General features: G+C 64.4%; 12 protein-coding genes. All 12 read left to right on the forward strand.

Translation table 11 applies throughout. From position 1 onward, the window contains the following. The first annotated feature begins 105 nt into the window (after positions 1–105). On the forward strand, positions 106–1,416 hold the full coding sequence (locus CLV47_RS18005; RefSeq protein ID WP_106350507.1) for a geranylgeranyl reductase family protein: 1,311 nt from the start codon (positions 106–108) through the stop codon (positions 1,414–1,416). 177 nt (positions 1,417–1,593) lie between these two features. Then, positions 1,594–1,956 carry an NADH-quinone oxidoreductase subunit A gene (locus CLV47_RS18010; protein WP_420313800.1) on the forward strand — a complete coding sequence of 121 codons (363 nt, stop codon included), beginning with the start codon at positions 1,594–1,596 and terminating at the stop codon, positions 1,954–1,956. 13 nt (positions 1,957–1,969) lie between these two features. Continuing rightward, the gene (locus CLV47_RS18015; protein ID WP_106350508.1) at positions 1,970–2,647 is read left to right on the forward strand and encodes a NuoB/complex I 20 kDa subunit family protein; all 678 of its coding nucleotides are present in this window, start codon (positions 1,970–1,972) and stop codon (positions 2,645–2,647) included. Next, positions 2,644–3,804 carry an NADH-quinone oxidoreductase subunit C gene (locus CLV47_RS18020; RefSeq protein ID WP_238145500.1) on the forward strand — a complete coding sequence of 387 codons (1,161 nt, stop codon included), beginning with the start codon at positions 2,644–2,646 and terminating at the stop codon, positions 3,802–3,804. The genes CLV47_RS18015 and CLV47_RS18020 overlap by 4 nt, the downstream gene beginning before the upstream one ends. Then, positions 3,801–5,129 carry an NADH-quinone oxidoreductase subunit D gene (locus CLV47_RS18025; protein WP_202862678.1) on the forward strand — a complete coding sequence of 443 codons (1,329 nt, stop codon included), beginning with the start codon at positions 3,801–3,803 and terminating at the stop codon, positions 5,127–5,129. Before CLV47_RS18020 ends, CLV47_RS18025 begins: the two co-directional genes overlap by 4 nt. Continuing rightward, positions 5,129–5,827 (forward strand): NADH-quinone oxidoreductase subunit NuoE, encoded by a 699-nt coding sequence (nuoE, locus tag CLV47_RS18030; protein ID WP_106350510.1) that lies wholly within the window; start codon positions 5,129–5,131, stop codon positions 5,825–5,827. The genes CLV47_RS18025 and nuoE overlap by 1 nt, the downstream gene beginning before the upstream one ends. Then, complete coding sequence (gene nuoF / locus CLV47_RS18035; protein ID WP_106350511.1) at positions 5,827–7,167, forward strand: NADH-quinone oxidoreductase subunit NuoF; 1,341 nt, start codon at positions 5,827–5,829, stop codon at positions 7,165–7,167. The genes nuoE and nuoF overlap by 1 nt, the downstream gene beginning before the upstream one ends. A 5-nt stretch (positions 7,168–7,172) precedes the next feature. Next, a complete protein-coding gene (locus tag CLV47_RS18040) occupies positions 7,173–9,623 on the forward strand; it encodes an NADH-quinone oxidoreductase subunit G (RefSeq protein ID WP_106350512.1) in 2,451 nt (816 codons plus the stop codon). Beyond that, a complete protein-coding gene (gene nuoH / locus CLV47_RS18045; protein ID WP_202862679.1) occupies positions 9,623–10,999 on the forward strand; it encodes an NADH-quinone oxidoreductase subunit NuoH in 1,377 nt (458 codons plus the stop codon). Before CLV47_RS18040 ends, nuoH begins: the two co-directional genes overlap by 1 nt. Next, positions 10,992–11,561: an NADH-quinone oxidoreductase subunit NuoI gene (gene nuoI, locus CLV47_RS18050; RefSeq protein ID WP_106350513.1), complete on the forward strand. Its 570-nt coding sequence runs from the start codon at positions 10,992–10,994 to the stop codon at positions 11,559–11,561. Before nuoH ends, nuoI begins: the two co-directional genes overlap by 8 nt. Continuing rightward, positions 11,558–12,370, forward strand: coding sequence for an NADH-quinone oxidoreductase subunit J (locus CLV47_RS18055; RefSeq protein WP_238145501.1), 813 nt, complete (start codon positions 11,558–11,560; stop codon positions 12,368–12,370). The genes nuoI and CLV47_RS18055 overlap by 4 nt, the downstream gene beginning before the upstream one ends. After that, positions 12,367–12,666: an NADH-quinone oxidoreductase subunit NuoK gene (gene nuoK, locus CLV47_RS18060; RefSeq protein WP_106350514.1), complete on the forward strand. Its 300-nt coding sequence runs from the start codon at positions 12,367–12,369 to the stop codon at positions 12,664–12,666. Before CLV47_RS18055 ends, nuoK begins: the two co-directional genes overlap by 4 nt.

Raw genomic sequence — 12,666 nt, forward strand, 5'->3', positions numbered from 1 at the left:
GCCTTACACTAGGCCGGTTAGTTCGTGAACACTTTCACAAGCGCGCGCGGACGCTAACAGTATGCCGTACAGATTCGTTCGACAGGGAAATCGATGGGTGCAGCAATGCCGCAGCTTGATATTGGCGACGACGCCGATGTCATAGTCGTTGGTGCCGGACCCGGCGGCTCGGCCGCCGCTTACTACGCGGCGCTTGCCGGGCTCAACGTCCTGCTTCTGGAAAAAGGCATCTTCCCGCGCGACAAGGTATGCGGCGACGGACTGACCCCCCGCGCGGTCAAGAGCATCGTCGGCATGGGTATCGACACCTCCGAGGGCAAGCCGGGTGCAGACGGCATCAACGGCGGCTGGATCCGCAACAAGGGTCTGCGCGTCATCGGCGGAGGCATGCGTCTTGAGCTGGATTGGCCCGAGCTCGCCTCGTTCCCCGACTACGGTCTTGTCCGACCGCGCCAGGACTTCGATGAGCTTCTCGCCCGTCAGGCGCAGAAGGCGGGCGCAAACCTGATCGAGGCCGCTAACGTCACCGGTCCGATCACTGACGACACCGGTCGCGTCGTCGGCGTCACGGCCAAGGTCGGCCCGGACAAGAAGCCAATGCAGTACCGCGCCCGCGCGGTCATCTCGGCCGACGGTATGGGTGGCCGGCTGGGGCTCGCGACCGGAGTTGAACGCAACGAGAAGCGTCCGATGGGCGTCGCCGTACGCCGCTACTACAAGTCGCCGCGGCACACCGATGACTATCTCGAATCGTGGCTTGAGCTCTGGGAAGACACTCCGGACGGTGGTCGGCGGCTACTTCCGGGCTATGGCTGGATCTTTGGCGTCGGTGACGGCACATCCAATGTCGGACTCGGGATCCTCAACTCGTCAGCGTCATTCCAGGACCTCAACTACCGCGATCTACTCGTGCGGTGGCTCGGCGGACTTCCTGAAGAGTGGGGTTTCGTCGAGGACAACGCGACCGGACCGACTCGCGGCGGCGGACTACCGATGGGATTCAACAAGGCACCGCATTACCGCGACGGACTGCTGCTGGTCGGCGATGCGGGCGGGGCGGTCAATCCGTTCAACGGCGAAGGAATCGCCTACGCGATGGAGACCGGGCAGCTCGCCGCGGAAGCGGTCGTTCAGGCTTCCGGCCGGCGCAGTGACCGGGCTAAGGAACGTGCGTTGGTCGGCTATAACGGCGCGCTACGCGATCACCTGGGCAGCTACTACCGACTCGGCGGCGTATTCGTGAAGTTGATCGGCAACCCGCACATCATGCGGATCGCGACCAAGCACGGCATGCCGCACCCGACGCTGATGAAGTTTGTGCTGAAGATGATGGCCAACCTCACCGACCCGCGAGATGGCGACGCGATGGACCGGATTCTCACCGGACTGCAGAAGATCACGCCGGCGGTGAAATGACCGTGTCGCAGACATTTGTGCAGACTGTTGCAACATGCTCGCCCGCACGTCGAGGCGGCATACATATATGAGAGCGTGGTCGATGCGGCGCAGCATGCGTGAACGCAAAACACAAGTCCGGACGCGCGACGAGCGTCCGGTCATCCAAAAGTACGACGTGGAAAGGGAAGCGCGCTAATGCTGAGCATTTACGTCCCGCTTGTCACCCTGATGGTGCTGGCCTTGGCGTTTGCCCTGTTTTCCGTGGTGCTCGCCACGGTCGTAGGCCCGAAGCGTTACAACAAGGCGAAGTACGACGCGTACGAGTGCGGCATCGAGCCGGTGCATCAGCCCCTCGGGGCCGGTCGATTCCCGGTGAAGTACTACCTCACCGCGATGCTTTTCATCATCTTTGATATCGAAATGATTTTCCTTTACCCATTTGCCGTGGCCAATGGACTGCTCGCCTGGTTCGGGTTTATCGAGATGGTCCTTTTCATCCTTACCGTGTTCGTCGCGTACGCCTATGTCTGGCGTCGCGGTGGACTTGACTGGAACTAGGGGGTAACCGCTCATGGGTATAGAAGAGAAACTCCCCGGCGGGATACTGCTGACCTCGATAGAGAAGCTTGCCAACTGGAGCCGTAAATCCTCCATGTGGCCGGCAACATTTGGGCTGGCTTGCTGCGCGATCGAAATGATGACCACCGGTGGCCCGCGTTACGACTGGGCGCGGTTCGGCATGGAACGCTTCTCCGCCACGCCACGCCAGGCCGATCTGATGATCGTCGCGGGACGGGTAAGTCAGAAGATGGCGCCTGTCGTGCGGCAGATCTACGACCAAATGCCCGATCCTAAGTGGGTCATCTCGATGGGCGTCTGTGCATCGTCCGGTGGCATGTTCAACAACTACGCGATCGTGCAGGGTGTCGATCACATCATCCCGGTCGACATGTACCTGCCCGGCTGCCCGCCGCGGCCGGAGATGCTGCTGGACGCGGTCCTCAAGGTCCATCACAAGGTGATGAACGAGCCGCTGAACAGCAAGCGCGCCAAGCAGTTGGCCGAACAGGGCAAGGAACTGTACGTCGAGATGCCGTCGTCCGTGCGCTACAACAAGAAGAAGCGCAAGGAATGGATTGCCGCGGCCGAGGAAGGGCGCGAGAAACAGTACATGCTCGAACAGCCCAATGCGCAAAAAGCACTGGCAGCTAAGCAATCTTCGTCCACTGAGGTGACCCGCCGCTCATGAGCATCTCGACCCCCGATAGCAACCCTGGCAAGGAAGAACGAGGCCAGGAGAAGTCGAAGGAGACCTCGGCCAAGCCGCGCCCCAGTGGGCGTCGCAGCCGCCGTACGTCGAAGCCACGCGACGAGTCGCCGACGACGGATGAGTCGCTGACGACCGTAGAAGGCGACCACGCCGCCCACGCGGACAAGCTCGCGGCGACCGAGGCACCCCCAGAAGAGGGCGCGCTCCTCGACGACCTGCACGACGAGGCCGACGACAAGCCAGCCGAGGACAAGTCGGACGAGGACGCGGCGGCGCCGGATGACGACGAGGAAGCGTCATCAGGTGAAGTCGAGAAGGTCCACGACTTCTCGACTGCGCCGCGTATCGACCAGATGCGTCAGATCGTCGAAGAGACAGAGTCGGTCGACAAGTCGAACATGCCGGCCAAGCCGGATCGAATCGACCCGACCCCGGCCCCGCAGGCCGGGCCACGGCAGGGGCTGTTCGGCGTACAGGGCACCGGCGATACCTCAGGCATGTCGGGCCTCGCGGCGCAGGCGGGTTCCGGGATTCCGGCTCGGTCAACTGAGCGCCCGTACGGCGGCTGGTTCGACGAAGTCGCCGACCGCATAGCCAAGGCCTACTCGGGCTGGAAACAGGCGCACATCGCGACCGTAGTCGACCGCGGCGAGATCACCTTCTACGTCGAGAAGAGTCACATCTCGAAGCTGTCGAAGGTGCTGCGTGATGATTCGATGCTGCGCTTCGAGCTGCTGGCCTCGCTCAGCGGCGTTGACTACCTGCGTCCAGAAACCGGCCTCAGCTCACACGTCGACCCGCAGCAGGCCGAATACGCCAAGGCCCGACTGCACGTCGTGTACCACTACTTGTCGATGACCTTCCGCCGCCGGATTCGAGTCGAGGTCGCCACAACCGTCGAGGATCCGCATGTCCCCACGGTCAGTGACGTCTACCCGACAGCGGACTGGCAGGAACGCGAGACATACGACATGTTCGGGGTCGTTTTCGACGGCCACCACGCGCTGACTCGAATCCTGATGCCCGACGACTGGGAAGGCTTCCCACAGCGGAAGGATTACCCGCTCGGCGGCATCGAGGTCGAATACAAGGGCGCGTCTATCCCACCACCAGATCAGCGGAGGGCCTACAAGTGAGCAACGCACGTAAGCGTGGCTACGCCGGTTCCCAGGAGACCACCGAAGGCAAGGTTTACACCGTCACCGGTGGCGACTGGAGCGACCTGCTCGCCGACAACGACCCGGTCGAGGAAGAACGCCTCGTCGTCAACCTCGGACCGCAGCATCCGTCGACGCACGGCGTGCTGCGCATCGTCATCGACCTCGACGGCGAGACGGTGGAAAAAGCGCGCAGCGTCATCGGCTACCTGCACACCGGTATCGAGAAGAACGTCGAATACCGCACGTTCACGCAGGCCACCACATTCCTGACGCGCGCGGATTACCTGTCGCCGATCTTCAACGAGACGGCGTACTGCATGGCCGTGGAGAAGCTGCTCGGCGTAGAGGTTCCGCGCCGTGCGCAGATCATCCGGGTCATCATGATGGAGATCAACCGGATCTCCTCGCACTGGATCTGGCTCGCTACCGGCGGCATGGAGCTCGGCTCGACGACCGCCGCGACCAATGGCTTCCGCGCCCGCGACTGGTGCCTCGACGTACTCGAGGCAGTCTCCGGCCTCCGGATGAACCACGCGTACGTTCGGCCCGGCGGCGTGGCCCAGGATTTGCCTGCAGACTTCTCCGAGGTCATCGAGAAGTGGTTTGGCCAGATGGAGGAGGAGATCGACGGTATCGAGCGTCTTCTCACCGGTCAGCCGATCTGGATCAAGCGGCTCAAGGACGTCGGCTTCATCAACACCCCGGGCTGCATACAGCTTGGTGTGACCGGACCGCTGCTGCGTTCGGCGGGGCTGGCCTGGGACATCCGCAAGACGGAGCCATACCTGACGTACGACGAATACGACTTCGAGATCCCCACGCACGACGCTGGGGACAACTGGTCGCGGTACGTCGTACGCGTGGCCGAGATGCGCGAGTCGCTCAAGATCGTCCGGCAGGCAGTCAAGACGCTCGAGCCGGGCCCGGTCATGGTCCAGGACAAGAAAATCGGCTGGCCGGCGCAGCTATCCATCGGCGCCGACGGCATGGGCAACTCGCTCAATCACGTCAAGCACATCATGGGCCAGTCGATGGAAGCGCTCATCCACCACTTCAAGCTGGTGACCGAGGGCTTCCACGTGCCGGCCGGCCAGGCGTACGTCGCTATCGAGGGTCCGCGTGGCGAACTCGGTGCGCATGTCGTGTCCGACGGTGGCACCCGGCCGTGGCGGGTACATCTGCGCGACCCCAGCTTTGTCAACCTGCAGGCGATTCCGGCGTTGTCCGAAGGCGGCCTGCTCGCCGATGTCATCGCATCGGTGGCTTCACTCGACCCTGTAATGGGAGGGGTTGATCGCTAATGGCGATTACCGACGCAACGCGCGAGAAGGCTCGCGAAATCATCGCGCGCTACCCACAGTCGCGCAGTGCACTGCTTCCGATGCTGCACCTGGTGCAGGCCGAGGAAGGCTACGTCACCCTGGAGGGTGTCGCGATGTGCGCCGAAGAACTCGGCCTGACCAAGGCCGAGGTCGGCGCGGTCGCCACCTTCTACACGATGTACAAACGCCGCCCGACCGGTCAGCACATCGTCTCGGTGTGCACCAACACGCTGTGCGGTCTGCTCGGCGGCGACGAGATTTACGCGGCCGTGTCCAAAGAGCTCGGCGTCGGCCACGACCAGACAACCGAGGACGGCACGATCACCCTTGAGCACGCCGAGTGTCTCGCGGCCTGCGACTACGGGCCCGTCGTCACCGTCAACTACGAGTTCTTTGACAAGCAGAACGTGTCCTCGGCGCTGGACCTGGTCGGCAAACTGCGCGCGGGGGAGCGTCCGACTCCCACCCGAGGCGGCGAGCTGGGCACATTCCGCGAAGCCGAGCTTGAGCTCGCGGGGCTGCTCGATGAAGAAACCCGACTGCGTAAGGTTGCGGCCGTCGACTCGATCGAGCCGACACTGCGTGGCCTCACGCTCGCGCGAGAGCGTGGCGAATCCGCGCCCGAGGCCGATTACAACACCGTGATCCCGCCGGTACCGGCGAAGGAGAGCAAGTAATGCCGTTGACACCTGTCCTGACCAGTCGCTGGGCCGCAGACAAGCCGTGGACCATCGACACCTACGAATCGCTCGATGGATACACAGCGCTGCCGAAGGCATTGCGCTCGACACCGGAGGAGCTCATCGAGCTGGTGAAGAACTCCTCGCTGCGCGGCCGTGGCGGCGCGGGATTCCCGACCGGCATGAAGTGGTCGTTTGTCCCGCAGGGGCCGGACGGGCCGGGCGCGAAGCCGAAATACCTTGTTATCAACGCGGACGAGGGCGAGCCCGGCACCTGCCGTGACCTGCCGCTGATGATGCAGGACCCGCACGCGCTAATCGAGGGCGTCATCATCGCGTCGTACGCGATCCGCGCCAACTTCAGCGCGATCTACATCCGCGGCGAGGCGATCCACGCCATCCGCCGCGTCGAGAACGCCGTTCGCGAGGCCTACGCCAAGGGCTACCTGGGCACCAACATCCTCGGCACCGGTTTCGACCTCGACGTGGTCGTACACGCCGGCGGCGGCGCCTACATCTGTGGCGAGGAGACCGCGCTACTCGAGTCGCTTGAGGGCCGCCGCGGACAGCCTCGTCTGAAGCCGCCGTTCCCTGCTGTGGCAGGCCTTTACGCCTCGCCCACGGTCGTCAACAACGTCGGCACCATCGCCAGCGTGCCGTCGATCGTGCTCGCCGGCTCGGACTGGTACAAGGAGCTCGGCCCCGAGAAGTGCCCGGGTACGAGCATCTACTCGTTGTCGGGCCGAGTGAACAAACCCGGTCAGTACGAAGCCCCAATGGGTACGACGTTGCGCGAGCTGATTGAGATGGCCGGCGGGATTCGTGACGGGCACGAACTGAAGTTCTGGACGCCCGGAGGCTCCTCAACACCGATGTTCACCGCCGAGCACCTCGACGTACCGCTCGACTTCGACTCGGTCGCCGCAGCCGGATCCATGAACGGAACCAGCGCGATCATGATCTTCGACGACTCCGACTCGGTCGTCGAGGCGACGATGAAGTGGATCGAGTTCTACGCCCACGAGTCCTGCGGCAAATGCACGCCGTGCCGTGAGGGCAATTTCTGGATGGTGCAGATCTTGCGCCGCATGGTCGACGGCAACGCGACGGCCGACGAGGTCGACAAGTTGCTCGACATCTGCGACAACATCGGCGGCCGGTCGTTCTGCGCGCTCGCCGACGGCGCTGTCGCCTGCGTGATGGCGGCGATCAAACACTTCCGCGAGGAGTTCATCGAGGTCGGCACTCGCAACGCCCCACAGGGTTCGGCGACCGCCGTCGACCCCACCAGCGACAAAGCAATGGTCGACGCGCCAGTAGCCATGGCAGGGAGCTAAGCAACATGACGATTGCGCAAAGCAAGCCGGATGCGCCGGCAACCTCGATGGTCACGCTGACCATCGACGGCATCGAGGTGACCGTGCCCAAGGGCACGCTGATCATCCGGGCCGCCGAGACCGTGGGCATCCATATCCCGCGATTCTGCGACCACCCGCTGCTCGAGCCGGTCGGCGCCTGCCGCCAGTGCCTGGTCGAGGTCGAGGCCGGTGGCCGGCCGTTCCCCAAGCCGCAGGCATCCTGCACGATGGAAGTCTCCGACGGCATGGTCGTCAACACGCAGTACACCAGCGCCGTATCTCAGAAGGCCCAAGAGGGCATGATGGAGCTGCTGCTGATCAACCACCCGCTGGACTGCCCCATCTGCGACAAGGGTGGCGAGTGCCCGCTGCAAAACCAGGCGATGTCCAGTGGCCGCAGCGAGACTCGGTTCACCGACGTCAAACGCACCTACCCCAAGCCGGTGTCTGTTTCCACGCAGGTGTTGCTCGACCGCGAACGCTGTGTGCTCTGCGCCCGGTGCACGCGGTTCTCCCAGCAGATCGCCGGCGACCCGTTCATCGAGCTGTTCGAGCGCGGCGCTCTCGAGCAGGTGTCGATCTTCGAAGACGAACCATTCCAGTCCTACTTCTCCGGCAACACCGTGCAGATCTGCCCGGTTGGCGCGCTGACCGGTGCGTCGTATCGCTTCCGTTCTCGGCCATTCGACCTACAGTCGACGCCGAGTATCTGCGAACACTGCGCAATTGGTTGTGAGCAGCGCACGGACTGGCGGCGTAACAAGGTCATGCGGCGGATGGCCGGAAATGACCCCGAGGTCAACGAAGAGTGGAACTGCGACAAGGGTCGCTGGGCATTTACGTACGCCCAGGACAACGATCGCATCCTCAACCCGATGATCCGTGACGATCAGGGCAACCTGGTCGAGTCCAGCTGGACCGAAGCGCTCGAGCGTGCGGCCGAAGGTATTCGGACCGCCGACGCGGCCGGCGGAGTCGGCGTACTGCCTGGTGGCCGGCTGACGACTGAGGACGCCTACGCATACGCGAAGTTTGCCCGCGTCGTACTCGGCACCAACGACATCGACGCGCGTGCTCGTGCGCACTCCGACGAAGAGCTGGAGTTCCTGGCCACGCACGTCGCGGCGACGACTCCCGCGCTCGGCGCGGTCACGTTCGCCGACCTCGAGACTGCGAAGTCGGTGCTGATCGTCGGCCTCGAGCCCGAAGAGGAAGCGCCCATTGTCTTCCTGCGTCTGCGCAAGGCGTGGAAGGCGACCGGCCGCGGATCGTTTGCGATCGCGCCGTTCAACTCGCCCGGCTTCAGCAAGATCGGTGCCGACCTGATCCAGACCCCACCGGGCGCGGAAACGTCCGTACTGTCAGCGATCGCGGATGGCACTGCCGGCGGGACGGCCAGCGATGCCGTCGATGCACTCAAGGGCGGCGACGGGGTCATCCTCGTCGGAGAGCGTCTCGCCGAGATGCCCGGGGCGCTGCGCGCCGTGGCGGTGCTGGCAAACAAGAGCGGTGCCCGGCTGGCGTGGATCCCGCGTCGTGCAGGGGAACGGGCCGCGGTTGATGGCGGCGCGTTGCCGTCGATGTTGCCTGGCGGCCGGTTGGTTGCCGACGCGTCCGCGCGCGCAGACATCGCCGACCTGTGGCGCCGGGAGATCCCGGCCGAGGTGGGTCGCGACCTGACCGGCATTTTACAGGCGGCGAAGTCCGGCGAGCTCGGCGGACTTCTCATCGGTGGCGTCGATCCCGACGACCTTCCCGACCCGCAGCTGGCCCGCGACGCCATGGCAGCGACGAAGTTCGTCATCAGCCTCGAGATGCGCCCGTCCGGTGTCACCGAGTGGGCCGACGTCGTACTGCCGATTGCGCCAGTCATCGAGAAGGCCGGTAGCTACACCAACTGGGAAGGCCGCCGTCGCCCGTTCGACCTCACAATCCACAGCACCGGGGCACTGAGCGATGGGCGAGTGCTCAACGCGCTGGCCGAGGAGCTCGACGAAGACCTGCGGCTGCCCACCGAGGCCGCCGCCCGCGTCGAGCTCGACCTGCTTGGCGGGACCGAGAGCCGGCCGACTCCGGTGGGCTCGACTCCGGTCGGACCACCGGCGACCCCGCCGCTTGGTAGTGCGCTGCTTAGCTCCTGGCATCACCTGCTGGATGAAGGCGCGCTGCAGGCCAGCGAGGAACACCTCGCCGGTACCGCGCGGCCGGCGCTGGTCCGCCTCTCGGCTGCCACGGCCGCTGAGATCGGTGCCGGGCAAGGCGACGCGATTACGGTCTCGAGCATCCACGGCGCGGTCAGGCTGCCGCTGGCGATCACCGAGATGCCCGATCGCGTGGTCTGGGTGCCGATGAAGTCACGCGGTAGCGAGCTACGTCGTGAGCTACGCGTGCCGGTAGGCAGCGTCGTACAGATCTCCGCCGGAGGTAGGCACTGATGACCGCAAGTATCGCCACGGCCACGCTTGCTGCGACCGACAAGATGCCGAACCTTTCAAGCTTCGGGCATGATCCGTTCTGGATGATCCTGCTCAAGACGGTGGGTGTCTTCGCGATCCTCGTCGTGCTGGTGCTGTTGATGATCTGGTGGGAACGACGGCTGATTGGCTTCATGCAGCAGCGACCCGGTCCCAACCGCACCGGACCGATCGGGATCCTGCAGTCACTCGCGGACGGCATCAAACTCGCGTTCAAGGAAGAAGTCATCCCGACCCTGGCTGACAAGCCGGTCTATTTCCTGGCGCCGGTGATCGTCGCGGTGCCGGCGTTCCTTGCCTTCTCGGTCATCCCGCTGGGCCCAATCGTGAGCATCTTCGGCACGCATACGCCGCTGCAGCTGACCGACTCGCCGGTCGGCGTCCTGGTGATCCTGGCGGCCGCGGCCGTGGGGTCCTACGGCATCATTCTCGCTGGCTGGTCATCCGGTTCGTCGTACCCGCTGCTGGGTGCGCTTCGCTCGACCGCGCAGATCATTACCTACGAGATCCCGATGGGCTTGGCGATCGTCGGGGTATTCCTGTTCGCCGGCAGCATGTCGACCTCGGAGGTTGTGGCCGCGCAGACCCATCGGCCCTGGTTCTTCATCCCACTGTTCGTATCGATGATCATCTACGTCGTGGCGATGGTCGGGGAGACCAACCGTGCGCCGTTCGACCTCGCCGAGGCGGAGTCGGAACTGGTCGGCGGGTTCCACACCGAGTACTCGTCGATGAAGTTCGCGATGTTCTTCCTCGCCGAGTACATCAACATGATCACCGTGTCGGCGTTCGCCACCACGATGTTCTTCGGTGGTTGGCGCGCGCCGTTCGGCCTCGGCGCATTCGAGTGGGCCAACTCCGGCTGGCTACCCATGGTGTGGTGGCTGGGCAAGACCTGCGTCCTGCTGAGCGGTTTCGTGTGGCTGCGCGCGGCGTTGCCTCGCATCCGCTACGACCAGTTCATGGCCTTCGGCTGGAAGGTGCTCATCCCGGTCGCGTTGGTCTGGGTGCTGGTCATCTCGTTCATCCGTACCGCGATGAACACCAACGGTGACAAGATGCCGACGTTCGCGTGGTGGGTCAGTGGTGCGGCCGCGGCTCTCACCCTCGCCGCGCTGGCCTTCCTCTATACGTATATGGGCAGGGAGAAGCCCCGCGAGAACATCAATGCGGAGGCGTCATTCCCGACTCCGCCGATGAATCTCGTCGTACCGCGCGGCGCCCGTACGTCTGACCGGCAGGGAGTCACGGCGAACATGAATCGCGAACAACGACGCAAAGCAACCGCCGGAGCGCTCTCATCCGGTGACAGCTCGAAGGAGTCGAACGATGGCTAAGAGCTATCTGCCCGGGCCTCTCCAGGGGTTCGGACTGACGCTGGCGACGGCGTTCAAGAAGTCCGCCGTACTCAACTATCCCGAAGTCAAGGTTGAGGTCAAGGCGCGCTACCACGGACGGCACGTGCTCAACCGGCACCCGGACGGGTTGGAGAAGTGCGTGGGCTGCGAGCTGTGCGCGTGGGCCTGCCCAGCGGACGCGATCTACGTCGAAGGCGGCGACAACACCGACGAGGCTCGGTTCTCGCCCGGTGAGCGGTACGGCGCGGTGTACCAGATCAACTACCTGCGGTGCATTTTCTGCGGGTTGTGCATCGAAGCCTGCCCGACCCGGTCCTTGACGATGACCAACGACTACGAGCTCGCTGACGACGACCGCCAAGACCTGATCTTCACTAAGGAAGACCTACTCGCGCCGCTGCTGCCCGGCATGGAGCAGCCGCCGCACCCGATGCGACTTGGCGACAACGAAAAGGATTACTACCTGGGCGGTCCGGAGCTTGCCAAGGCGGCGGCCACGGCCGACAACGCGGCACCGGTGAGCGACGAGGTGACCAAGTGATCTCACACGCGGTGTCCGTGCTCGCGGCCGGCTCCGGTCAGGTAGGCGGGGGAGAGTTCGCGGTCTTCTTCTTCCTGGCGCCATTGTCGATCCTCGGCGCGCTAGGCATGCTCTTCGCCCGCAACGCGATCCACTCCGCGCTCTGGCTCGTGCTGACGATGCTGTGCATCGGCGTGTTCTACATGGTGCAAGCCGGCCCGTTCCTCGGCGTCGTACAGATCATCGTCTATACCGGCGCGATCATGATCTTGTTTGTCTTCGTGCTGATGCTCGTCGGGCGTGACTCGTCCGACTCAATGATCGACACGCTGCGCGGGCAGCGCGCGACGGCCGCCTGGTTCGGGATCGGCTTCGCTATTGTCGTCGGCGTGACCGTCTTCCGCGGCGCACAGGACATTCCTTACAAGGGAATCAGCACCACGGACGGCCTCGGCGGTAACGTCCCGGGCATCGCCAAATACATCTTCACCGACTACCTGCTTGCTTTCGAACTGGCTTCGGCGCTGCTGATCACGGCGGCCGTCGGGGCGATGGTGCTCGCGCACATCGAGCGCGCGGCCAAGTCCTCGCAGCGCGAGCGCGCTCTTGCCCGGTTCGCCTCCGACCATCCGCACCCGCTGCCCGGGCCCGGCGTGTTCGCCACCTCCCATTCGGTCGCGACGCCGGCGCTGCTGCCGGACGGCCGAGTGGCACCTGACAGCGCGTCCACCGGCGTGGAGATGCTCCCGCTTTCGCGTGGTCACCTGATTGCCCAGGAGCACGCGGACCCGGACTCGACTTCCCACGATGAAAAGGGGAACGACCAGTGACTCCGGTTGCCTATCTGGTACTCGCCGCCATCTTGTTCACGATCGGTGTGGTCGGCGTACTCGTACGCCGCAACGCCATCGTGGTGTTCATGTCGATCGAGCTCATGCTCAACTCGGCCAACCTGACGCTCTCCACGTTCGCCCGCATTCACGGCGAGCTTGAGGGTCAGGTGATCGCCTTCTTCGTGATGGTCGTCGCGGCCGCCGAAGTCGTCGTGGGCCTCGCGATCATCATGGCGATTTTCCGTACCCGCCGGTCGGCCTCGGTCGATGACGCGAACTTGCTGAAGTACTAA

This window comes from Antricoccus suffuscus (genome assembly GCF_003003235.1).
Classification (GTDB): domain Bacteria; phylum Actinomycetota; class Actinomycetes; order Mycobacteriales; family Antricoccaceae; genus Antricoccus; species Antricoccus suffuscus.

What these genes read in the sequence shown, in the direction of transcription:
- CLV47_RS18040 (WP_106350512.1), top strand. Translation starts at nt 7,173, where the DNA reads ATGACGATTGCGCAAAGCAAGCCGGATGCGCCGGCAACCTCGATGGTC.
- CLV47_RS18020 (WP_238145500.1), top strand. Translation starts at nt 2,644, where the DNA reads ATGAGCATCTCGACCCCCGATAGCAACCCTGGCAAGGAAGAACGAGGC.
- CLV47_RS18005 (WP_106350507.1), top strand. Translation starts at nt 106, where the DNA reads ATGCCGCAGCTTGATATTGGCGACGACGCCGATGTCATAGTCGTTGGT.
- CLV47_RS18010 (WP_420313800.1), top strand. Translation starts at nt 1,594, where the DNA reads ATGCTGAGCATTTACGTCCCGCTTGTCACCCTGATGGTGCTGGCCTTG.
- nuoF (WP_106350511.1), top strand. Translation starts at nt 5,827, where the DNA reads ATGCCGTTGACACCTGTCCTGACCAGTCGCTGGGCCGCAGACAAGCCG.
- nuoI (WP_106350513.1), top strand. Translation starts at nt 10,992, where the DNA reads ATGGCTAAGAGCTATCTGCCCGGGCCTCTCCAGGGGTTCGGACTGACG.
- nuoH (WP_202862679.1), top strand. Translation starts at nt 9,623, where the DNA reads ATGACCGCAAGTATCGCCACGGCCACGCTTGCTGCGACCGACAAGATG.
- nuoE (WP_106350510.1), top strand. Translation starts at nt 5,129, where the DNA reads ATGGCGATTACCGACGCAACGCGCGAGAAGGCTCGCGAAATCATCGCG.
- CLV47_RS18015 (WP_106350508.1), top strand. Translation starts at nt 1,970, where the DNA reads ATGGGTATAGAAGAGAAACTCCCCGGCGGGATACTGCTGACCTCGATA.